This is a genomic window from Rhizobium sp. USDA 3886 (assembly GCF_056279785.1).
This window is the reverse complement of the sequence record NZ_JBWCDC010000001.1, coordinates 3,191,268-3,212,350: the sequence shown is the minus strand read 5'-3', so window position 1 is coordinate 3,212,350 and position 21,083 is coordinate 3,191,268. Positions and strand designations below refer to the sequence as shown.

Annotated in this window: 19 protein-coding genes, 1 tRNA gene and 2 pseudogenes; 9 read left to right on the top strand and 13 right to left on the bottom strand. The window is 58.5% G+C overall.

Annotated elements, in window-relative coordinates; translation table 11 throughout:
* Window positions 1–16 precede the first annotated feature (16 nt).
* The 6 genes from ACZ9BX_RS16335 to ACZ9BX_RS16310 all read right to left on the bottom strand — a co-directional run bounded on the left by ACZ9BX_RS16335 (window position 17) and on the right by ACZ9BX_RS16310 (window position 6,851).
* Window positions 17–1,660 (bottom strand): ABC transporter substrate-binding protein, encoded by a 1,644-nt coding sequence (locus ACZ9BX_RS16335; protein WP_476218916.1) that lies wholly within the window; start codon window positions 1,658–1,660, stop codon window positions 17–19.
* A 46-nt stretch (window positions 1,661–1,706) separates the two neighbouring features.
* Window positions 1,707–2,765 (bottom strand): dipeptidase, encoded by a 1,059-nt coding sequence (locus tag ACZ9BX_RS16330; RefSeq protein WP_476218915.1) that lies wholly within the window; start codon window positions 2,763–2,765, stop codon window positions 1,707–1,709.
* Between the two features lie 150 nt (window positions 2,766–2,915).
* Window positions 2,916–3,941, bottom strand: a complete 1,026-nt coding sequence (locus tag ACZ9BX_RS16325) for an ABC transporter permease (protein WP_087002729.1) — start codon at window positions 3,939–3,941, stop codon at window positions 2,916–2,918.
* A gap of 36 nt (window positions 3,942–3,977) precedes the next feature.
* Window positions 3,978–5,519 (bottom strand): sugar ABC transporter ATP-binding protein, encoded by a 1,542-nt coding sequence (locus ACZ9BX_RS16320; protein ID WP_476218913.1) that lies wholly within the window; start codon window positions 5,517–5,519, stop codon window positions 3,978–3,980.
* 77 nt (window positions 5,520–5,596) lie between these two features.
* Entirely contained in the window at window positions 5,597–6,526 is a 930-nt protein-coding gene (locus tag ACZ9BX_RS16315; protein ID WP_476218912.1) for a sugar ABC transporter substrate-binding protein, read from the bottom strand.
* Window position 6,527: 1 nt separating this feature from the next.
* Complete coding sequence (locus tag ACZ9BX_RS16310; protein WP_476218911.1) at window positions 6,528–6,851, bottom strand: hypothetical protein; 324 nt, start codon at window positions 6,849–6,851, stop codon at window positions 6,528–6,530.
* Here ACZ9BX_RS16310 and ACZ9BX_RS16305 point away from each other — a divergent pair.
* Window positions 6,844–7,353, top strand: coding sequence for a DUF1993 domain-containing protein (locus ACZ9BX_RS16305; RefSeq protein ID WP_476218910.1), 510 nt, complete (start codon window positions 6,844–6,846; stop codon window positions 7,351–7,353). The genes ACZ9BX_RS16310 and ACZ9BX_RS16305 overlap by 8 nt on opposite strands.
* Window positions 7,354–7,357: 4 nt before the next feature.
* Here the strand turns inward: ACZ9BX_RS16305 and ACZ9BX_RS16300 are convergent, their stop codons facing one another.
* The 3 genes from ACZ9BX_RS16300 to ACZ9BX_RS16290 form a co-directional block, all read right to left on the bottom strand.
* Window positions 7,358–8,875 (bottom strand): alkaline phosphatase family protein, encoded by a 1,518-nt coding sequence (locus ACZ9BX_RS16300; protein ID WP_476218908.1) that lies wholly within the window; start codon window positions 8,873–8,875, stop codon window positions 7,358–7,360.
* A 10-nt stretch (window positions 8,876–8,885) separates the two neighbouring features.
* Entirely contained in the window at window positions 8,886–9,866 is a 981-nt protein-coding gene (gene galE / locus ACZ9BX_RS16295; protein WP_476218906.1) for a UDP-glucose 4-epimerase GalE, read from the bottom strand.
* Between the two features lie 210 nt (window positions 9,867–10,076).
* Window positions 10,077–10,988 carry a nucleotidyltransferase and HEPN domain-containing protein gene (locus tag ACZ9BX_RS16290; protein ID WP_476218904.1) on the bottom strand — a complete coding sequence of 304 codons (912 nt, stop codon included), beginning with the start codon at window positions 10,986–10,988 and terminating at the stop codon, window positions 10,077–10,079.
* A 397-nt stretch (window positions 10,989–11,385) separates the two neighbouring features.
* Between ACZ9BX_RS16290 and ACZ9BX_RS16285 the strand changes: the two genes are divergently transcribed.
* From ACZ9BX_RS16285 to ACZ9BX_RS16275, 3 genes are all read left to right on the top strand, one after another.
* A complete protein-coding gene (locus ACZ9BX_RS16285) occupies window positions 11,386–12,123 on the top strand; it encodes an NYN domain-containing protein (RefSeq protein WP_476220045.1) in 738 nt (245 codons plus the stop codon).
* 179 nt (window positions 12,124–12,302) lie between these two features.
* Entirely contained in the window at window positions 12,303–13,739 is a 1,437-nt protein-coding gene (locus tag ACZ9BX_RS16280) for a DUF6880 family protein (protein WP_476218902.1), read from the top strand.
* 459 nt (window positions 13,740–14,198) lie between these two features.
* The gene (locus ACZ9BX_RS16275; protein WP_476218900.1) at window positions 14,199–15,023 is read left to right on the top strand and encodes an alpha/beta hydrolase; all 825 of its coding nucleotides are present in this window, start codon (window positions 14,199–14,201) and stop codon (window positions 15,021–15,023) included.
* 48 nt (window positions 15,024–15,071) lie between these two features.
* On the opposite strand, the pseudogene ACZ9BX_RS16270 reads toward ACZ9BX_RS16275, so the two are convergent.
* Both ACZ9BX_RS16270 and ACZ9BX_RS16265 read right to left on the bottom strand, forming a co-directional pair.
* Window positions 15,072–15,374: pseudogene (locus tag ACZ9BX_RS16270) on the bottom strand (NAD-dependent formate dehydrogenase); the annotation flags it as partial.
* A 6-nt stretch (window positions 15,375–15,380) separates the two neighbouring features.
* The gene (locus ACZ9BX_RS16265) at window positions 15,381–16,328 is read right to left on the bottom strand and encodes a complex I NDUFA9 subunit family protein (protein WP_476218898.1); all 948 of its coding nucleotides are present in this window, start codon (window positions 16,326–16,328) and stop codon (window positions 15,381–15,383) included.
* Between the two features lie 577 nt (window positions 16,329–16,905).
* Here ACZ9BX_RS16265 and ACZ9BX_RS16260 point away from each other — a divergent pair.
* A pseudogene (locus ACZ9BX_RS16260) lies at window positions 16,906–17,042 on the top strand (IS481 family transposase); the annotation flags it as partial.
* A gap of 316 nt (window positions 17,043–17,358) precedes the next feature.
* On the opposite strand, the gene ACZ9BX_RS16255 reads toward ACZ9BX_RS16260, so the two are convergent.
* Together ACZ9BX_RS16255 and ACZ9BX_RS16250 are read right to left on the bottom strand one after the other, a co-directional pair.
* A complete protein-coding gene (locus tag ACZ9BX_RS16255; RefSeq protein ID WP_476218896.1) occupies window positions 17,359–18,285 on the bottom strand; it encodes an HD-GYP domain-containing protein in 927 nt (308 codons plus the stop codon).
* Between the two features lie 434 nt (window positions 18,286–18,719).
* Window positions 18,720–18,809, bottom strand: a tRNA-Ser gene (locus tag ACZ9BX_RS16250).
* Between the two features lie 302 nt (window positions 18,810–19,111).
* Here ACZ9BX_RS16250 and rplU point away from each other — a divergent pair.
* The 4 genes from rplU to ACZ9BX_RS16230 all read left to right on the top strand — a co-directional run bounded on the left by rplU (window position 19,112) and on the right by ACZ9BX_RS16230 (window position 21,077).
* Entirely contained in the window at window positions 19,112–19,429 is a 318-nt protein-coding gene (rplU, locus tag ACZ9BX_RS16245) for a 50S ribosomal protein L21 (RefSeq protein ID WP_027513708.1), read from the top strand.
* Window positions 19,430–19,463: 34 nt separating this feature from the next.
* Window positions 19,464–19,733 (top strand): 50S ribosomal protein L27, encoded by a 270-nt coding sequence (gene rpmA, locus ACZ9BX_RS16240; RefSeq protein WP_027513707.1) that lies wholly within the window; start codon window positions 19,464–19,466, stop codon window positions 19,731–19,733.
* Between the two features lie 124 nt (window positions 19,734–19,857).
* Entirely contained in the window at window positions 19,858–20,490 is a 633-nt protein-coding gene (locus ACZ9BX_RS16235) for a GNAT family N-acetyltransferase (protein ID WP_027513706.1), read from the top strand.
* The gene (locus ACZ9BX_RS16230; RefSeq protein WP_476218892.1) at window positions 20,490–21,077 is read left to right on the top strand and encodes a GNAT family N-acetyltransferase; all 588 of its coding nucleotides are present in this window, start codon (window positions 20,490–20,492) and stop codon (window positions 21,075–21,077) included. Before ACZ9BX_RS16235 ends, ACZ9BX_RS16230 begins: the two co-directional genes overlap by 1 nt.
* Window positions 21,078–21,083: the final 6 nt, after the last annotated feature.

Sequence of the window (21,083 nt, the reverse complement as noted above, 5' to 3'; positions counted from 1 at the left end):
AACGAATCCTGCCGGATTATTCCTTGGCAATCGGACCGACGAAGTTCGTGTCGAAGCTCGGTCCGAGTTTGAAGTCCTTCAGGTTCTTACGATAGCCGGCGACTTCGATCTGCTGGAAGATAAAGACGAAGGGGCTGTTCTCAAGGTACTTCTTCTGAATGTCCTGATATATCGCAGCACGCTTGGCGCTATCGCGCTCAAGCAGCGCGGCTTTGGCTTGCTTGTCGAGTTCCGGCGTTTCGAAGGCATTGCGCCACGCAAGCGTCTTGTTTGTGCCCGCATCCGAATTGTCGGGGTTCGCCGTGAATGTATCCGCATTCGAGTTCGGGTCGAAATAGTCGGAACCCCATTGGCCGATATACATGTCATGTGTGCGGGCACGATATTTTGTCAGCGTTTGCTTACCATCGCCCGGAATGATTTCGAGCTTCACGCCGGCTTGCGCCAGCGTCTGCTGCATGGATTCGGCAATGCCCGTGACCGGCTGCGTGTTGCGCACGTCCATCGTCACGGAGAAGCCATCCGGAAGGCCGGCTTTTGCCAGCAATTCCTTGGCCTTGGCAACGTCAAGCTTGAATGGATTTTCGTCAATCGCGCCAAGCTGGCCCTTCGGCAAGAAGGTCTGGTGGATTTCGCCGATGCCCTTGATAAGGGTCGAGCTGATCGCGTCATAATCGACGAGATACTTGAAGGCCTGCTGCACCTCCGGTTTCTTCAGGTTCTCGTTCTTGAGGTTGAGGCTGACGTAATAGATCGTGCCTTTCGGTGCGCTCGTCGCCGCAAGGTCGGCGTTCTTCGAAACAGCCTCGAGATCGCCTGGCTCGAGGTTGCGCGCGATATCGATGTCGCCCGCCTCCAGCGCCAGACGTTGCGCGGCGCTTTCCTTCATGTAGCGATAAATGACGCGGTTCAGCTTCGCCTTGTCGCCGTAGTAATTGTCGTTGCGCTCCAGCACGACGACTTCGTTGGCGCGCCATTCGCGCAGCTTGTAGGCACCGGACCCGGCATAGCCGGTCTTCAGCCATTCATTGCCGAAGTCGTTGTCATACTTGTATTCCGCGCTCGGCGTCATCGGCTTGATGTGTTCCATCACGAGCTTCTTGTCGACCACGGAGGCAACTGTCGCCGTCAGGCAATTGAGCACGAAACTGGGTGCATAGGCCTTGTCGACCGTGAAGACGAAAGTATTTTCGTCCGCCGCCTTGGCCTTTTCGGTGACGTTGTCACCAGTCAGACCGAACTGCGTCAGGATGAATGCCGGGCTTTTGTCGAGTTTGACGGCGCGCTCGAAGGACCAGGCAACGTCCTCGGCCGTGATCGGATTGCCGGAGGCGAACTTCAGTCCGGGCTTCAGCTTGAACGTATAGGTCAGGCCGTCATCCGAGACGCTCCAGCTTTCGGCGAGATCGCCTTTGACCTTCGACGTGTCGTCCAGGTCGAGGCGAACCAGCAGGCTATAGGTATTGGTGGTCATTTCCGCCGTCGAAAGCTCGAAAGCCTCGCCCGGATCCATGGTAATAATGTCGTCGATGGCGAAACCTTCGACGAGCGTATCCTTCGGCGTCTCGGCATATGCGCCAGGCGCCGTTAGCATGAGCAGCGAAAGCGCAGCCCCCGCGGAAAGGGCACGAAAATTGCGGCTGAGTTTGGAAATCATCATCGGTCTGTTCCCTTGTTCTTGATTGATTGCAAAGCGGTATTTTGGCTCAGACGTTCTTCTCCCCCCACGCCGAAGCCAGGATGCGAAGCCAGTTCTCGCTGGCGAGTTTCCGTAAGTCCACCTCACCATATCCAACGTCCCGGAGAGCGGCAATCAGCTTCTGGTTGCCAGCCGCGTCGCCTATTTCGTCCGGAATTGTCGCGCCATCGAAATCGGACCCTAGCGCAACGCAATCGATCCCGACGCGGTCGACGAGATAGTTGATATGGCGGATCATGTCGCTGATTGGTGTGTCGCCCTCGGAGCGGCCATCGGGCCTCAACATCGCAGTCGCGTAATTGAGACCGATAAGCCCATTGCTCTCCCTAATTGCATCAAGCTGCTTATCCGTCAGATTGCGCGCCACCGGCGTCAGCGCATGCACGTTCGAATGCGTAGCGACCAGCGGTTGATCTGTCGTCTTCGCGACGTCCCAGAAGCCTTGTTCCGTTATGTGGGACAGATCGATCATGATGCCCAGGCGATTGCATTCGCGCACCAGCTCAAAGCCGGCACCAGTCAGCCCCGGCGCCGTATCCGGCAACATCGGAAAGGCGAAGGGCACGCCGTACCCGAAGACATTATGCCTGCTCCAGACAGGTCCCAGAGAGCGTAAGCCCGCCGCATGAAAGACCTCGAGCGCCGCAAGATCAGGCCCGATCGCCTCGCAGCCTTCCATATGCATGACCGCGGCAAAGATACCGCTCGCCATGGCGTTGCGAATGTCCTTCACTGTCCGGCAGAGACGCCAGGCGCCCGCCTTGTCGAGACGCAGTGCGATGGCCGCCATCTCGGTCGCAATGCCGAGCGACGGCAGCCGGTCGAGAGGTGCCGCCAGCGGCGTTGCGTAATGTCCGTTCCGATCGGGATCGGCGAAGACGAGATCGCCAGAGGGCACGTAGATGGCGCAGAGGCCGCCGGCGAGACCACCCTGCCGGGCGCGCGGTCCGTCGATATGGCCTGACGTCGTTCCGTTCAGAAATTCGGCAACCGAATCGTTGCCATCCCTTTCATGTGTCCAAAGCCTGAGGAGAACGTCATTGTGGCCATCAAATACAAGCTGCATCTGTTTTCCTGCTCTGCCCCGCCGAGCAAATGACAAGCGTGCAGAATAGAAAAGCTGGCAGAATTGACCAGCCCCCTTCTCAGAAATTTATGCCGATGGGTAAATGCCTGGGCTTGAAACGAAAACGGGGCCCGAAGGCCCCATTCCTGATTAATGCTTTGTCCGCTTCTTCTGCCGGTAGACGTCAACGATGACGGCCGCCACGATGATCAAGCCTTTGACGATCTCCTGGTAATAGGCATCCACGCGCAGGAAGGTGAAGCCCGACGTCATCACGCCGAGAATAACCGTGCCGATCACCGTACCAGTGATGCGGCCGACACCGCCCGTGAGCGACGCGCCTCCGATAACGGCTGCAGCGATCGCATCGAGTTCGTACATCACGCCCATGCCGGCCTGTGCCGTTTGAGCACGAGCTGCCGTGACGACGCCGGCGAGACCTGCCAAAAGGCCGGCGATCGCGTAGACCTTGATCAGGTGCGCTTCGACATTGATACCAGAAACACGCGCCGCCTGCACATTCGCACCGATCGCATACGTAAACTTGCCGTAGCGCGTATAGCGAAGGGCGATGTGGAAGATCAGTGCCACAACAAGGAACACGATGACCGGCCAGATGCCCGTACCGATGAAATTGAACTGATCCGTAAGCCCTGATACCGGCTGGCCCTTCGTATACCATTTGGAAATACCGCGCGCCGAGACCATCATCCCGAGCGTAGCGATGAAGGGCGGAATCTTTGTCTTGGCGATCAACTGTCCGTTGATGTAGCCGGCCAGGAGGCCGATCAGCAGGCCGACGCCGATCGGCACGAAAAACGGCATGTCGGTCAGGCCTGGATAGAGCGCACGTGGCCATGTCGATGCCTGAGCAAAGCTCGCCGCAATCATTGCCGTCATACCGACGACGGAACCGGATGAGAGATCGATGCCGCCGGTGATGATCACCTGCGTGACACCGACCGAAATGATGCCGATCACCGACACCTGCAAGATCATGATCGTCAGGCGCTGCGGGTTCATCAAGAAACTCTGGCCGACGAAAATCCAGCCGAGAATTTCGTAAACGAGCGCGATACCGATCAGCACCAGGAAGATACTGAGTTCCGGCGGCACGCGGTGACGCCTCGTCCGTGTTGCGAGCGGGGCCTGGCTTTCGGCTGCCTCAGTATTCATGTCAAACCTCCCTCCGGCGATTGCTTGGGCCGCAGATCACTGCGCGGCGAGCTCCATCACCTTGACCTGTGTTGCTTCGTCGCGATTGAGAAAACCGGTCACCCGTCCCTCATGCATGACCATGATGCGGTCACTCATGCCGAGAACCTCCGGCATCTCCGACGAAATCATGATGACCGCGACGCCGTTGCGGGCCATCTCCGTCACGAGCTTGTGAATCTCCGCCTTGGCGCCGACATCGATGCCGCGCGTCGGTTCGTCGAGAATAAGGATACGCGGGTTGGTCAGCAGCCAGCGTCCGATCAGTACCTTCTGCTGGTTGCCTCCCGACAAATTCTCGATGCGCTCGTCGAGGTTCGGCGTCTTGACACGCAGCCTGCGCGCCATGTCCTCGCATGTCGCTTCTATCGCGCCTTCCTGCACGAAGCCGCCCCTGACGAATTTGTCCTGCAGCACTGCGATCTGCATGTTCTCGAGCACATTGAGGATCAGCAGACAGCCGGTATCTTTGCGGTCCTCCGTGAGGAACGCCATGTGATTTCTGATCGCTTCGGTCGGCGAACTGATATCGACCTTCTTACCGAAAAGCTCGATCGTGCCGGAGCTTGCCGGCGTCACACCGAACAGCGTCTCGGCGACATTCGAACGGCCTGAGCCCACAAGGCCTGCAACGCCGAGGATCTCGCCCGCGTGAACGTCGAACGAAACATCATGGAAGACCTTGTTGAGAGTCAGATTCTTGACCGAAAGCACCACGTCGCCGATTGGAACCTCTTCCTTCGGAAACATCTGCGTGATCTCGCGGCCGACCATCATCCGAATGATGTCGTTGCGCGTCACATCAGTTGATGCGTGCGTGCCGATATATTTGCCGTCGCGGAATACAGAAAACTCGTCGGCGATCTCGAACAGCTCGTTCATCTTGTGGGTAATGTAGACGATACCGATACCGTGCACCTTCAGGCCGCGGATGATCTCAAAAAGATGTGCCACTTCGCGCTCGGTGAGCGCCGATGTCGGCTCATCCATGATGAGCACGTCGGAGTTATAGGAAACCGCCTTGGCGATCTCGACCATCTGACGGCTTGCGACCGAGAGGTGGCGAACCTCGATATCAGGATCGATGGTTATATTGAGCCGCTGGAAAAGCTCTTCAGTCATCCGGTACATTTCGCCATGGTCGACGAAGCCGAACCGGTTCTTGGGCTCGCGGCGGATCCAGATGTTTTCGGCAACCGTCATGAAAGGCATCAGGTTCAGTTCCTGATGGATCATGGCGATGCCGTTTTCCAGCGCGTCGAGCGGCGACTTGAGCTGGATTTCCACGCCCTTCAGGCGCACGTCACCCTTGTCCGGCGTATAGATGCCAGCCAGGATCTTCATCAGTGTCGATTTGCCGGCGCCGTTCTCGCCCATCAGCGCGTGCACGGAGCCGCGCTTCAGCCGGAACTGAACATCATCGAGTGCGACCACACCGGGAAATTCCTTGCGGATGCCTTCGGCGCTCAGGAGATATTCCGCGTTCGGGACGGCTCCGCTTGCACGAACAGCGGCCATAGTGGAAGGGCTCACAGCCATCTCATCTCCTCTCCGGATATCCGACGACGGACGAAACGGATGCGGGCCGTTTGGTCCACATCCGCGATTTCTTCGCCTCAGTTCTTGGCAACGAAGTCTTTGACGTTTTCCGGCGTGACGAGCTGGAAGGGAATATAGACCTTCTTCTCTATCTTTTCGCCCTTGGCGAGCTTCAGAGCCGCATCAAGAGAGCCCTTACCCTGACCGGCAGCGTCCTGGAACACTGTCACGTCGAGGTCGCCGGCCTGCATGGCGGCGAGCGCATCCTGTGTGGCATCGACGCCGCCGATGACGACCTTGCTCAAATCCTTGCCGGCAGCCTTGAGCGCCTGGATCGCACCGATTGCCATTTCGTCATTGTTCGAGATGACGGCATCGAACTCAATGCCGCTGGAGAGCCAATTGGTCATCAGGTCGGATCCCTGGGTGCGGGACCAGTTGGCCGTTTGCTCTTCGACGATCTCGATGCCCTTGCATTCGTCGGTCGCGACGACGTCATGAACGTCCTTGGTGCGCATGCGGGCAGCTTGGTTGGAAAGCTCGCCCATCATGATGATAGCCTTGCCCTTGCCACCGAGAAGGCGGCAAACTTCCTTGGTTTCCAGCGTGCCGGACTCCTGTTCGTTGGAAGCAACGAACGCCTGCTTGTCCGGAAGCGTATCGACATTCACTGGCTCGCGGTTCACGTAGACGAGTGGAATTCCGGCATCGGCGGCAATTTTCGACATGGCGGTGGTGGCATCGGTGTCCACCGGGTTGACGATGATGGCGTCGACCTTGGATGCGATGAAGTTCTGGATCTGGCTCTGCTGCTTGGCGACGTCGTTCTGTGCGTCTTCAACCTGCAGCGTCACGCCATCCAGCGTCTTGGCGTAATCCTGCATGCCATTGCGCAGAACGGTCAGGAAGTTGTCGTCGAAGAGCGCCATGGAAACGCCAACGGTTTCTGCGTGAGCAGCCGTCGACATGACGAGCGCCATCGCAGTGCCCAGGATAAACTTTCTCATTTTATTTCCTCCACAAAACGGTGTCCGGCTGCACCCTCCTCACGCCGGAGCTTTGGGCGCTGCCCAAAAGCCGTAATATGTCGCGCTGCCACTCCCGTTGCGCAGTTCCCGTCCAAAACGGAACAAACAAACCGTAGAATTTGTCTTGCGGAATATTCATTCCATTTTCTGCACGCGGCGTCAACTCTTTTTGAGGAAATGAAGATAGAAAGCCGCGACGGGCGGACAGGCCGATGAAATCGTCACGCTGCGCGCCTAAATGTGCGGACGTAACGATAGAAACCGCTGCGCCCACAAAAAATCCCCAAGGAGAAGCCATGTCCATTTCGATGTACCGCCTGACCGTTCCGGTGTTTCAGCGCGGGCTTGCGACACTGAAAAACTACCTCGACAAGGCCGAGGCTTATGCAAACGAGAAGGGGATTGATCCGAATGAACTGGTCGCCGCCAGGCTTGCACCCGATATGCTGCCGCTGTCCGGCCAATATCAACGCGCGAGCGACAGCGCCAAGCTGGCAGTCGCCCGCCTGACCGCCACCGAGGCGCCGAAATTCGACGACAGCGAAACGACGATCGCCGAACTTCGCGAGCGCATCGTCAAGACCGAGGCCTATCTCGCGACGATATCGCCGGAAGCGTTCGAAGGCACCGAGACGAATGAAGTGACGATTGCGCCCGGCGGAAACAAGATGACCTTCCGCGGCGATGAATATGTCACGACCTTTGCACTGCCGAACTTCTATTTTCACGTCGCGACGGCACACGCGATCCTGCGCAATCAGGGCGCACCGGTCGGCAAGATTGATTATCTCGGTCGCTTCTCGTGAACCATCAGGGCCGGCGCGTGACCGGCCCTTTTTCCGTCAGTTCCGTATAGGCAAGCGTCTGGTCGAGGTGCCGCGCCCGGAGCGATAACAACCTCTCGGCGCACTCCAGGCGCGTTGCCGCGTAGGCTGGATCGGGAGCGACGTTGTTAAGCTCCATCGGATCGGCCTTGAGATCGAAGAGCAGCGGCGGCAGGGCGGCAAAATGCACATATTTGAATCGCTCGTTCCGGATCACCGCGAGATTGCACTGGTTCGATGTCAGACCGAAGTGGCGCTCCGCTTCGCCATTGGCGATGTCGCGGAAATCAAATTCCCAGAATGCCGCCTCCCGCCAGTCGATCGGATCTCCATGATCGATGAACGAGCGCAATGAGCGGCCGTCGACATGGTTGGCTATCTCGACGCCCAAGCTGTCGCAAAGTGTCGGAAAGATATCCGCCGCACTCGTGAAGCGCTCGACCACATGACCTCTTACCGGCGCCTTTGGGTCGCGGATCACCAGGGGAATGTGATAGCTGCCGTCAAAAAAACCGCCTTTGCCAAGTGTCCAGTGATCGCCCATCATCTCGGCATGGTCGGAGGTGAAGATGACGATCGTATCGTCCCACACACTGGCATCCTTCAGCCCCTGCCAGATCCGGCCGAGCTGCGCATCCACCTCGGCAATCATCCCGTAATAAATCGCCCGAATCGCCGCGAAATCCTCGGCTCTCCAGTCGCTGACCGAACCTTCGGCGCCATATATAAAGCTGCCCTTGTCGTTCTTCGGCATCGAATAGCCAAGATAAGGATGCAGCGCCTCTTCGATCTTATGGCTTTTCGCCCGTGAAAATTCCGGTCCATCGTCTGGTTTGAACATGCTGCCGAAGGGCTCAGGCACCGAAAATGGCGGATGCGGCCGCAGGAAGGAGACATGCGCAAACCATGGCGCATCCTGTTCGCTAAGCCAGCGAATGAATTCCCCTGCAAGAAACGCAGTCTGTGTTTCATCCCTGGAATACGCGGTCGGTTCCGCCGAAATTTCGCCGCGAGCGGCACCAGGCGGAACATGGATGTGCCGGCTGACTGCATCGCGATGCCCGCGTGAGCGCAACCAGGAAAGCCACTGCTTCTCATGCTCGGGCAGGAGCTGGCGCGCGGTAAACCCTGGCAGCAGACCTTCGTAGGTCTGAAGGTGCGGGTCGTTCCTATCAAGTTCGCGCGGGTCAGGCGCGGTATCGGTATAGCCGAACAGCGTAGGGTCATAGCCGGCGCGCCTTGCCGCCAGCGCCAGGTTGTCGAAGCGGCGGTCGAGCGGCGAGCCGTTCCGGCAAACCCGGTGGTTCATCTGGTAAAGGCCGGTATAAAGCGTCGCCCGCGCCGGCGAACAGGGTGCCGCGCCGGCGAAGTGATTGCGAAAAAGCACGCCCTCCCTTGCCAGCGCATCGACATTCGGCGTCCTTACACAGCCGTGGCCGGCGGCCGAAAGGCAATCACCGCGCCATTGATCCGCGGTGATCAGAAGGACGTTCGGCCGCTTCATGAAAGCCGCCTCAGTGATTGGATCTGGAATGCCAGTTCCAGGCCGACTGGATGATCTGCGAAAGATCATATTCCGGTACCCAGCCCAGCACATCGCGGGCCTTGTCGTTATTGGCAACGAGTGTGTGCGAATCGCCTTCCCGGCGCCCGATATATTCGACCGGGAAAGGCCGCTTCGACACGTCTTCGATCGCCCCGAGCAACTCCTTGACCGTCGTGCCCGTCCCCGTCCCGAGGTTCAGCGCAACGGAATCGCCGCCCCTCAAGAGATATTCGACGGCGCGCACATGCGCATCCGCCAGATCGAGCACGTGGATATAGTCGCGCACGCAGGTGCCATCGCGTGTCTCGTAGTCGCTGCCGAAGACCTTGAAACCCTGCCGGCGGCCAAGTGCCGCGTCGATTGCAAGCGGAATGGCATGCGTTTCCGGCTGATGCCATTCGCCGATCCGTCCTTCGAAATCCGCGCCCGCCGCATTGAAATACCGCAGGATCACGGAACGGAGACCCTTGTACTGGTCATAATCGGCGAGCGCCTGCTCGACGATGTACTTCGTCCGCCCGTAGGGATTAATCGGCACCTGCCGGTGCGTCTCGTCAAGCGGCACGCTCTGCGGCAGCCCATATGTCGCGCAGGTGGATGAGAAGACGAAAGTCTTGATGCCTGCGGCCTGCGCGGCCGAAAGCAGGGTCAACGTCCCGATAACATTGTTCTCGTAGAAGGAAACAGGATCCTTCACCGATTCGCCGACTTCGATCAGCGCTGCAAAATGCAAAATCGCCGAAGGCTTGTGCTTGGCCAGCACCTCCTCGAGCCGGGCGCGATCGCGAATATCGCCTTCCTCGGCGGGACCCCACCTTACGAATTCGCGATGACCATTCGAGAAATTGTCGAAGACGACGGGTTTGTAACCCTTGTTCGCCAGATCGAGGCACGTATGAGAGCCGATATAGCCGGCTCCGCCGACCACGAGAACAGTTTCACCTGCCATATATATCACCTTTGTTGCCACATCGGGTACGACAAGACTTAGAGGAGATCGACGGCAAGAAAAAGAAGGAATCCGCAAAACGTGCTGCAGCGCACCATACTGATATCCGCAAAAGCACTGCGGTGCCGGATAAATAGCGGCGTAAATTTTTCTCAGGCAGCGCTACTACCCACGCCCGGTCGCGAACCAACCGAGACCAGAAGGTGACTGTCAATTGTCGCCGCTTGCCCGCTCGAGTTCCGCCAGATGCTCCTTACAAATGGCCTCGACGAGCCGGTGAAGGTGTTCCGTTCGCTCAAGCAGCCAGGCTAGCGCTTCTTCGGTGATCTCGAAGTGTTTCGAGTATCGCGCCTTGACGTAGGCTTCGTTGAGAATGTTGTACCAGGCGGTGTAGCGGTGCTGATCGCGCGGCCAGGCGTCAATGAGCCGGCGGTCCTGGTCTTCAGCCAGTCCTCGCAGGAATTTCAGATTGTGCGATGGCGGGCTGTAGTTGGTCAGCGTGAGGAGCAATGCGGAGTACGCCGACTCGACGGACTGGTGTAGTTCGAATGCCGCGTGACTGAGTTGGTCTTTCCCAAGCAGATACTGAGTGGTATCCAGAAAGCTCAATGCTGAGGGAAACTTATTCGCGAAATGCTCCTTCGCCACCCTGTACACATCGACCGCCGAGAGCTTCCTAGGCTCGGCCAGCGGCCGGTCGTCGAGCTCGTAGAGCACGATGCCCTCGCGCAGGATGTCGACGAAGAAATACTGGCCGTCGGCCAGAAAGTTGTTCACCTCCCTGGCGCCATGGACGATCAGCCCGACCGGCGTCTTCACGTTTTTGTCCCACATCAGCCGGTCGGTGGTTTTGTCCCAGTACTGCGGTTCCGCCAGCTGCTTGGAATTGACCAGCACCAGGATGTCGTAGTCGGAGCGGTAGCCCTTCATCGTGTGCGGCTCGTCGACCCAGGTGCCGCGGCTATACGAACCAAAAAGCAGAATCTTTAAGATCCGGCCGCGCTTCTTGAAGGCGGCCGACGTCCCTGACAGCGCGTCGGCGAACTCCTCATGGATGATCGCAACGATGCGAGCAAGCTCGCGCTGCTTTTCTTCCGGCAGATGTTCCAGGGACGATCGCATGGGTTCATCGATAGGCCAAAGACGATTCGCCGTCTACTACTGGAAACTGTAGTTTGGCACCCATCAAATCTACGCTTCGCAATGCCAGCGGCGGGTAAGCGCAAGAAGTTTGACTGGCTCTTTGATCACGCTGTCGATAGTGGCGCCATCGGCGACGTGATGGCCATCGTTGGGTGGTCGAACCAAGAACTCCTCAACTCCATCATGATCGAGAAAGACCATGAGAGGAGGGCAGCCTGGATTTGTCTGCTCACCGCAGCGTGCGCCGCTGTTGGCAAATCGGAAGTCGTCGGTGACGATAACGGCGGTTGGTTCTGGTTACCGCCGATCGAGCTGTGGGCTCCTTGGGCCCGAGAGACTTTGGAAACTAATAAGGCAAAGCTACGGAGATAGAACGATGCCAGCTGAACCTCGTTCCCCTCGACTTGCTGTCTTAATCGACGCCGACAACGCTTCCGCCAAGATTGTCGACGGCCTGTTCGAAGAAATCGCCAAGATCGGCGAGGCGAGCGTCCGGCGGATATATGGCGACTTCGCAAGCGCTCGCTCGAAGGCCTGGATCGACGTCCTGGCAAGACATGCGATCATCCCTCAACAACAATTCGCTTACACCACTGGCAAGAACGCGTCCGATATTACTCTCGTTATCGACGCTATGGACCTTCTTCACAGCGGCCGCTTCGATGGGTTCTGCCTTGTATCATCAGATAGCGACTTCACGCGTCTCGCTGCTCGGATTCGCGAACAAGGCGTGGATGTCTTCGGTTTCGGAGAGCAGAAGACGCCGGAGAGCTTCCGGCAGGCTTGCCGTAGATTTATCTACACGGAGAACCTACTGCCGGCCGCTACACCAAACGGCAATGAGCCGGTCCAATCACAGAAGTCTCTCCAACCTCCCAGCGCCGCCACGCCTGTCATCAACAAGGTCATTGCCCAGATCGAGAGCGAGGATGGGTGGGTGCCTCTGGGGGCCGTTGGCACTCAACTTGCCAACCTGGCGTCCGACTTCGATCCGCGAACATATGGCTTTCGAAAGCTCAGTGACCTCGTGCGCAAAACAAACGCGTTCGACGTCGAACAGCCCCAGGGCGGGCATTTGCGGATCCGGATTAAACAAGCTGCGTCCAAGAAGTAGGTGAGCCGTGTCCAGAAGCTATTGGTTGACTCACAGAAGCGCGCTGATGACGCCAGGGATTATCCCGGCACGCATCGATGTTTCGTCTACGGACGGTTGTCGATGTAAAGTTCAACCCGTGTCGCCCTGAATGCTACCGGCATATATGGTTCTCAACGACTGAAAACCTGGAAAAATGAATGGCACCGAAAACGACGCTGAACGCCAAGAACCTGGAAGTGCTTGGCGCCGAGAGGCTGGCCGAGTTGCTGATCGAGATCAGCACAGGCAGCGCCGCGACCAAACGCCGGCTGCGGATCGAGCTCGCCGGAAAGCAGAGCAGTGCTGAAGTTGCAAGGGAAGTAACGAAGCGGCTTTCATCGATCGAGCGCTCCCGCTCCATGATCAACTGGCGCCGGGTGAAGGCCTTGAAGAGCGATCTGGAGACGCAGCGACACGTGATCGTTGATACGATCGCCAGCAGCGATCCGAACGAGGCGCTGGAGGTGATGTGGCGCTTCATGAACTTGGCGCGTTCGATTTTCGAGCGATGCGACGATGGCAACGGCACAATCATGGACGTCTTTCATCAGGCCTGCGTTGATCTGGGCACGATAGCGAGCGCGGCGAAACCGGACCCGCACCTGCTCGGCGAACAAACCTTCCGCGCGCTGCAGGATAATGGCTACGGACAGTATGATCGCCTGATCGAGAACCTGTCGCCGGCGCTGGGTGCGGAAGGCCTCGACCGGCTGAAGTCGTTGTTCGACGATTGGGCAAGAACGCCGGTTGATACGCCGGCTGAGGCAGGCCGTCTCGTGATCGGTTGGGGAAGCAGTGGCCCGGATTACGAAGATGAATTCAATCTCCGCCATCGCGATAGAACCATCAGGTCAGCATTGGAGCAGATCGCCGATGCCCAGGGCGACGTTGATGCGTTCATCGCGCAGCAGAGCGAGCAGGCGAGATCCGTGCCGATGATTGCGGCAGAAATCGCTCAGCGTCTGCTGAAGGCGGACCGGGCCCGAGAGGCATGGGATGCCATCAATCGCGTTGAGATGGAGGGCAGACCATCCCCGTTCGAGTGGGAAGAGGCCCGCCTCGATGTGCTTGAAGCTCTCAGCCGGAGGGACGAAGCGCAGGCCTTTCGCTGGCAGTGCTTCGAACAATCGCTGAACGAGCGGCACCTGCGAGCTTTTCTGAAGCGCCTACCGGATTTCGATGATCTCGAAGCAGAAGAGAACGCCTTCGACTATGTGAGCCGCTTCCAGGATGTCCATCAGGCGCTCGCCTTCCTGGTGTCATGGCGGGCTCTCGACAAGGCTGCGACGCTCGTTCGCGCGCGTGCAGCCGAACTTGATGGCGATCGCTACGAACTGCTGACACCGGCGTCCGAGCATCTGCAGGAGAAATATCCATTGGCAGCAACCATCGTCCTGCGGGCTATGATTGACTTTACGCTCGATCGAGCGAAATCCAGTCGCTATCGCTATGCCGCGAGACATCTCATCGAATGTGAGCGACTGTCGATGAAGATTAGCGACTTCGACACCTTTGCGTCACATCCCGGCTATGTTGCACATCTGAGGGGCAAGCACGCGAAGAAGACCGGATTCTGGACGGCGGCAGGACAGTAACGACGGACCATCTACACTGGCCAGGCGCCCTCTTAGTTTTCTGATTGTCGCCATGTGATCTCCAACAGCTGTTGATGATCCCGCGCAGACGCCCCCCGGGAGGTGAGCCAAGGACTATCCCGGCGCATCAAAGCTTTGGCGAAAGCCTGAGCTCCTTTCGCCTTCGCGCGAGAAGGCCATGGCGGCAAGTTAACAGACGCGATTGACGCGAGCCGGAGGGTCAACCCGCTCACAAGCTGCAATCTGTGAAAACCCTGTTTCGGTCCGACGCACCCGACTATTTCCGCCACTGAAACGTCAAATAATCTCTGCATCGCCAGGCTCTGGGTGCTACCGTATATTTGTGCCCTTCCATTCAGGGGTCAAGTCCGCCGCGCGGTTCCGCCTCATTCGGGAACGGGATGGCTTTGCCGGAAGAGGTTCTGGACATTCGACGGACCTACGTTTGGACATGTTGTCGTGAGCGTCACCAAACTCGTGCTGATCTTGCCGCTGATGGCGGCCTTCGCGTATGTGTCGCTTGTCGGCCTGATGTATCTTTCACAGCGCGCCCTCCTCTATCCGGGCGCCAGCCCTACACTTGCTCCAGAGCGCGCGCGCTGGGGCGAGAGCATCTTTATCAGGACGCCCGACGGAGAGACCCTTCACGGACTCTACCGCCGGGGCGAGTCCGGCAAGCCGTCAGTGCTCTTCTTTCTCGGAAATGCTGATCGGGCCAGCAACTACGGCTTCCTCGCCCAGGCGTTGGCGGCGCGGGGCATTGGCCTGCTGGCGATTTCCTATCGCGGCTATCCGGGATCGACCGGCTCGCCGAGCGAGGACGGGCTTCTGACCGACGGCATCGCCGCGTTCGATTGGCTTTTTATACGCACTGAAGGCCAGATCGTTGTGCTGGGCCAGTCTCTGGGCAGCGGCGTCGCCATCAACACGGCGGCACAAAGGCCGGCTGCGGCCGTCATCCTGGTGTCCGCCTACCTGTCGGTCCTGTCGCTCGCACAGACGTACTACCCGTTCGTTCCGGTTGCGCTTCTTGTCAAGGATCCCTTCCGCTCGGACCTCAGAATAGCGAAGCTGAGGCAACCGAAGCTGTTCATCCACGGCCGGCGTGACGATATCATCCCGCTGTCTTCGGGCGAAGCGCTATATTGCATCGCTCCCGAGCCAAAGCAGATGCGGATTTATGACGGCTCTGGTCACAATGATATTTGGTACGACGACACGATTGGCCAGGTCATCCGCTTCGTGGAGGCGCTGAAAAGAGACATCACCAGGGCCGCCCCGTGATTGCTTTGGCTGCCATTTCGCCGTTGTGTCTAGCTCAGCCCGCCGAGATCATTTGTTCTTGAAGCGGGCCGCTTCTTCGGACCCGCCCGTTACATCACCGGCACTATAGGAATGTGCGCCGGCGTCGGCGAGCCGTCCTCCGTCGACGATCAGGTATTCCTCGAGAATGGGCCGCGCGAACCAGCATTCGAGAATCTCCCGCGTTCCGGCCGCGCACCGCGCCTGCGCGGACAACGAGGTTCCGGAAATGTGCGGCGTCATCCCGTGATGGGGCATGGTCCGCCGCGGATGTTCTTGCGGCGACGGTTGCGGAAACTAGACATCCCCCGCATAACCGGCCAGTCGCGAGGCTCCGGCTCAAGCCTCGTGCTCAATAATCATATGGACGAGTTCCTCGATGCCGCGGGATTGGATGCCCAGTTCTTCAAGGCCCGGAAGATCGTTTGCCGCGACATTGTCACGCCGCATGAGATCGACTTGGTTGCGCGTTAGGGAAACGGCGGGAAGAAACTCCGCAGCAGTCGCCACTATGCTCCATACTGCGAATGGCACGGGTACAAGCCTGCTTCGCGCGTTGAGTTGAGTGGCGATCTCCTGGACGAGTTCCCGATACGAATAAATGCGCGGACCGGCGCACTCGAAGATCGAAGCATCCGTGGAATACTGTCCTGAGGCCAAGCGGCTCACGGCTTCCGCCACGTCCTCGACATAAACCGGCTGCAACCGAGTGCCGCCTTCTCCAAACAGCGGATAGATCGGGAGGATGCGCACCAGCCTCGCGATCGTTGTGATGAACGCGTCGTCGGGTCCCGCCATTACAGAGGGACGGACGATCACCGCGCCTGGAAACGCCGCCTTCACCACCTCCTCGCCGCGGCCCCGGGCCCGGATGTAATTCGAACGGGATTTCGGATCCGATCCAATGCCCGAAATCTGGACGAACATCTCGACGCCTGCATCCCGTGAAGCGGTCGCCAGATCGGCCGCGGCTTCTACATGGACACGCTCGAAGGTGTGCTCACCGCGCTCGACATAAAGGCTGACCGCATTCACAACCGCGCGAGATCCAGCCACGGCAGCGGCGATCGAGGATGAATCGAGTATGTCCGCCTCGATCTCCTGAGATGGCCTCTGACCGGACACATTGTCCAACTTATATTTGTGCGGATGGCGCGAGACGGAACGCACATCAACAGCCTTGTCCAGAAGCCTGGTTACGATCCGCCGCCCGAGGAAGCCCGTTCCGCCGAACACTGTCACAATGTTTTTGCCGGCTAAATCATTTCGACCAGGTTGGTTAGTCATCTTGCTCTCTGAGACCATCACCTAGCGACGCATCGTCGCGTTCTCCGCGTTTACCAGAATACCCGCCTCAGCTCTTGATCCCGCTCGCGGAATGAGACTTTCTGGTTCCACGAGTCCTCGCTGGCTGCCGAACCATACGGAAGCATCCCATTCTACGGCCGATCGCAGGCAGGCATTCGAGGTAGAGGCGAGGAAACGTTTCCAATTGGCATCCGTTCCGCGAACGGTCCCCAATCGCAATGAAAGGGATCGATGGAGGTCGGCTCAGGGTCATGGCGTCACGCGGATGACCGTGCGACAAACGGACCCTTCGGGTCGAGAGGTGACCTTCGCGGCATCCCCAAGGTCCGGATGCGGCGCGAAGCTGCCGCTCCGCTTCGAACCTGAAAGCTCCAGAACAGGTAGTTTTCTGACGGATTTCTAAAGAAAGTTGCTCCGAAGGGCCAGCCGATGGGCTGCGGCACCACAGAACAAAAAATCTAGAGAAACAATCGCTGCACTGCCCTTCCCGAGAATGAGTGACACTTCATTCCGAATGACATGGGCTACACTTTCGGCCTTTGCAAGGAGAGCAAAGGTGCCTTGGCAGGAGTGCAATCTCATGGACGAGCGTCTCAAATTCGTTGCCCGGGTTCTGGATGGCGAGAAGGTAGCGGCTCTGTGCCGCGAGTTCTGGAGGGACTGACGGATCGCTCGCGACGTCCTTACCGGCACATCCCGGCTCTGTCGCAGATCTCAGGGGCAAGCACGCGAAGAAGACCGGATTCTGGACGGCGGCAGGACAGTAACGAAGGATCATCTGCATCTGCACTGGCCAGGCGCCCTCTTAGTTTTCTGATCGTCGCCATGTGATCTCCAGCGGATGTTGAAGGTCACGCGTGGGACGCCCCTGGAGGGGAGCCAAGGATTGCCCCGGCACGCTCACCTATTAAATGTCGCATGCCTTTATTCACTGCTCGGCGAGCCGGATCCGACTTTCGAACTCCTGGAACGGGTTCTCTCCTCGGCAAACCATCAGACCAAACTGCACTTAGTTAAGCAGGCTTCCGAGCCGAAGGACCAGTCTCCTGTCGAAGAGATGTCCCCGATCGAACATCCACTTCAGGGCTTCTGTGCTGGTCCATGCGCGCTTGTAGGGGCGGACGCTCGTAAGGGCGTCAAACACGTCGCATACGGTGCATATGCGAACAGGTAAACTCAGTCGATCAGCTCGAAGGCCAAGCGGGTAGCCGCTTCCGTCAAGGGCTTCGTGGTGAAATCGGCAGATTTCGAGAATCAAGTCAGATACCCCCGGATGCTGCTTAAGGAGCAGGTAGCCATGCTCGGGATGGGTGCGCATTATATGCCGCTCGGCGTCTGTCAGTTGTCCGCCCTTGTTGAGGATAGCGTTGGGTATCAGCAACTTGCCAAGATCATGCAACAGCCCGGCTATGGTTAATTCCCTTGTCGTTTCCTCTTCAAGGTCCGACAGGTGGCCGAGCCCCGTCATGAGCCCGCTGACCGCGAGCGAGTGGATATAGGTTCCCTCATCCTTGGTCTTTAGCCGCGTGACCTCGACCAACACATGGGGCGAGGCGACTAAGGAAGCGGTGATGCTCCTGACGGCGGGGGCGAATCGATCGATATCGAACTTGCCTGATTTGATCTCGTCAAAACCGTCCCGCAAAGTCGCGGTTACTTGAGATACCGCATGCCGGATCCGTGTGCGTTGGTCTGGTTCACGCAGAGACTTGGGCTGGACGTGTTCGTCCGGCTGGCGACAAGCAGGCAAGCCGCAATCGACAATGCTTTTTGCACGGTTGATCAGAACGTATTCCGCCGAAGAGGCGAGTATGGAATGCAAGGCGGAATCCGTTTCAAGCAGGAAGCGACGCCCGGAGAACTCCAAGTCAGCGCATTCTACGGCTTCAATATACATTCCTTTGCGAAGCAAGGATTTTGGAATACGCAGAACCACGATTAGCGACTCCTCACGTCTGCTAATACTTCTCCTTATATGCGTATATCTAATATCTAATAAAAGCGTTACGTGCTTCGAACCGCTACTGCGTTGCTTGGATGACAAGCGCCTACCTGTGTGTCCGAGATCAGCGCCCGAGGCAAATCGCGGTTGATTGAGAACGGCAGGCTTTTCCGGTTCAACATAGCCCTGCGTGTGATGCCCGTGTTGAGATCAAGCCTGTAACGAACCGCGATGACCTGACGAGGTCTCGGCCGGGATGGAGAGGGTAGTCGAGAGCTTCGGCTGAATCGCGTCACAGCTGATGCATAGCGGCTACCTAACACGGGAGCGCCGTCAGCGTGGCCCTGTGATTGTCGTGACCGCGCGCCTTGCAGTTCCGCATTCAGAGCCAGGGAAATAAGACTATCTATCTGAAACTCAAAGAAATCTGGCGGAGAGGGGGGGATTCGAACCCCCGATGCCCTTGCAGGCATGCCGCATTTCGAGTGCGGTGCATTCAACCACTCTGCCACCTCTCCGCGGTGCTGGTTGGCGCTTGTTTCGCGCGGGCTGTCTCATAGCGATCAAAAGGCGGACTGGCAAGACGAAATTGTAAAGCTTTTCATCCTTTTGCCTTGACAGCTTTTTGACACTCGGGTATCTCGCTCACGGAATTAGGTGTGGAGTAGTCCGTGCCTTGCCAGCCTCGCGCTCGCGCGGGGTTTCACCGGCAGACAGAGTTCCGGGCGAGCGCCCTGAAATCCTGCTTAATTTCGACTGATAAAAAGACGGCCACCTGCAGTTTGCGGGGAGAGCCGGATCGAACATGAAAGGATCAAAAATGTTCGCAGTCATCAAGACCGGCGGTAAGCAGTACCGTGTGGCAGCCAACGACGTGCTGACCATCGAGAAGCTTGAAGCCACCGCTGGCGATTCCATCGAATTCACCGAAGTCCTCGTAATCGGCGAAGGCGCCGACGCTGCGATTGGTGCTCCCTTCGTCAAGGGCGCTTCCGTCAAGGCCGAAGTGGTCGAGCACAACCGCGGCAAGAAGGTTATCGCCTTCAAGAAGCGCCGCCGTCAGAACTCGAAGCGTTCGCGCGGCCACCGCCAGCATCACACGGTCGTCCGCATCACGGACATCGTGGCTGCCAATTAAGATCACGGGACTAAAGGTTTAAAGGAGAACTCCAATGGCACACAAAAAAGCTGGCGGTTCGTCACGCAACGGTCGTGATTCCGAATCCAAGCGCCTTGGCGTGAAGAAGTTCGGCGGCGAAACCGTCATCGCAGGCAACATTATCGTGCGTCAGCGCGGTACGCAGTGGCATCCGGGCGCCAATGTCGGCCTCGGGAAGGACCACACCATTTTTGCGCTTACGGCAGGCAATGTGGACTACCGAACGAAGGCCAATGGTCGCGTGTACGTGTCTGTAATGCCGAAAGCGGAAGCAGCGGAATAAGCCGGTAGCGCTCAAAAACAGCCGGCGTCTCATCGACCCGGCTGGCCGTACCAGGTTCAGTCCAGAAAACAGGGGAGATGGGGCGCCATCTCCCCTTTTTCTTTGTCCATAAGGAGGACTGAACATGCAAGGCGAACTGATAAGGGTTGACCAACCACGGTCACCCCAAGAACGGCTGAGGCCGGAGCGGTTAAGGACCGATTGCCCTGTCTTGTTATCGGAAAGGCTCGTCATGCGCGCGCCCCACGAGGAAGACATTGACGCCCTTTCCCATCTCGCCAACAACGCCAAAGTCGCCACAATGGTATCGCGCATGCCGCACCCCTATACCGCCAATGATGCCGCCGACTTCGTGCGTCGGACGAAGAATGGCGAGATTGGCAAGTGCGTCTATGCCATCACCAAAGCTGAAAACGGCGCCTTCATGGGGTGCTGCGGCGTCGAGCCGCAAGTCGACGAACGCACCGTCGAAATCGGCTACTGGCTCGGCGAACCCTATTGGGGCCAGGGCTATACGACCGAAGCATGCCACGCGCTGGTCGACATGGTCTTTCGCACACGCGACAATGTCGATCAGATCGATGCCCGTTGCCGGGTGATGAACATCGCGTCGCGGCGGGTTATCCAGAAGTGCGGCTTCCAGTTCCAGGGCTCAGGACTTGCCGCGTCTCTGGCGCTCGGCAGCAACGTGCCCGTGGAATGGTACCGGCTCGACCGGAAGACCTGGATGTCGCTGAGAAGTTGGGGGAGCCTGTGATGAGCGCCGCCATCTTGCAGCAACCCAAGAGCAAGCAAGTGACGCCCGGGCGCGTGGCGGTCGTCACCACGCCCCGGCTGACGCTCCGCCCGCACAGGTTGGCCGATGCGAATGCGATTGCGGAATCGCTGTCCGACTTCGCAATCACTCGGATGCTTGCCCGCGTGCCCGCGCCCTATGACAGGCAGGACGCACTTGATTGGCTGGTTCCCGTGACGTCCGGCAGTCTGCCGGATTGGCACTTGGCGGTCACCGACGGAGACGACGCGCATATCGGCGTCGTCTCCGTCGAACTTCGCCACGGCCGCTGGCACCTTGGCTACTGGCTGAACCGCTACTTTTGGCGACGCGGCTATATGAGCGAAGCTGTCGCAGCGGTGCTGGAGCGCTTCTCCCGGAGGATGCCGGATACGGCGGTTCACTCGGGCGTGTTCGCGGATAATCCAGCCTCGCTGAGATTGCAGGAGAAGCTCGGCTTCCGGATGACAGGATGCGCGGAGATCTACAGTTTCGCCCGCAACACCATGGTGTCGCATGTCGAAACCGTGCTTCAGCCCGGCGCCCTACAGATCACGAAGGTTGCCTGACGAGAC

Bases quoted from the DNA above. Each gene is read 5' to 3' on its own strand.
- ACZ9BX_RS16290 (WP_476218904.1), bottom strand. From the start codon at position 10,988: ATGCGATCGTCCCTGGAACATCTGCCGGAAGAAAAGCAGCGCGAGCTT.
- ACZ9BX_RS16300 (WP_476218908.1), bottom strand. From the start codon at position 8,875: ATGAAGCGGCCGAACGTCCTTCTGATCACCGCGGATCAATGGCGCGGT.
- ACZ9BX_RS16335 (WP_476218916.1), bottom strand. From the start codon at position 1,660: ATGATGATTTCCAAACTCAGCCGCAATTTTCGTGCCCTTTCCGCGGGG.
- ACZ9BX_RS16235 (WP_027513706.1), top strand. From the start codon at position 19,858: ATGCAAGGCGAACTGATAAGGGTTGACCAACCACGGTCACCCCAAGAA.
- rplU (WP_027513708.1), top strand. From the start codon at position 19,112: ATGTTCGCAGTCATCAAGACCGGCGGTAAGCAGTACCGTGTGGCAGCC.
- ACZ9BX_RS16305 (WP_476218910.1), top strand. From the start codon at position 6,844: ATGTCCATTTCGATGTACCGCCTGACCGTTCCGGTGTTTCAGCGCGGG.
- ACZ9BX_RS16310 (WP_476218911.1), bottom strand. From the start codon at position 6,851: ATGGACATGGCTTCTCCTTGGGGATTTTTTGTGGGCGCAGCGGTTTCT.
- ACZ9BX_RS16230 (WP_476218892.1), top strand. From the start codon at position 20,490: ATGAGCGCCGCCATCTTGCAGCAACCCAAGAGCAAGCAAGTGACGCCC.
- ACZ9BX_RS16265 (WP_476218898.1), bottom strand. From the start codon at position 16,328: ATGACTAACCAACCTGGTCGAAATGATTTAGCCGGCAAAAACATTGTG.
- ACZ9BX_RS16330 (WP_476218915.1), bottom strand. From the start codon at position 2,765: ATGCAGCTTGTATTTGATGGCCACAATGACGTTCTCCTCAGGCTTTGG.
- ACZ9BX_RS16320 (WP_476218913.1), bottom strand. From the start codon at position 5,519: ATGGCTGTGAGCCCTTCCACTATGGCCGCTGTTCGTGCAAGCGGAGCC.
- galE (WP_476218906.1), bottom strand. From the start codon at position 9,866: ATGGCAGGTGAAACTGTTCTCGTGGTCGGCGGAGCCGGCTATATCGGC.
- ACZ9BX_RS16325 (WP_087002729.1), bottom strand. From the start codon at position 3,941: ATGAATACTGAGGCAGCCGAAAGCCAGGCCCCGCTCGCAACACGGACG.
- ACZ9BX_RS16315 (WP_476218912.1), bottom strand. From the start codon at position 6,526: ATGAGAAAGTTTATCCTGGGCACTGCGATGGCGCTCGTCATGTCGACG.
- ACZ9BX_RS16280 (WP_476218902.1), top strand. From the start codon at position 12,303: ATGGCACCGAAAACGACGCTGAACGCCAAGAACCTGGAAGTGCTTGGC.
- rpmA (WP_027513707.1), top strand. From the start codon at position 19,464: ATGGCACACAAAAAAGCTGGCGGTTCGTCACGCAACGGTCGTGATTCC.
- ACZ9BX_RS16285 (WP_476220045.1), top strand. From the start codon at position 11,386: ATGCCAGCTGAACCTCGTTCCCCTCGACTTGCTGTCTTAATCGACGCC.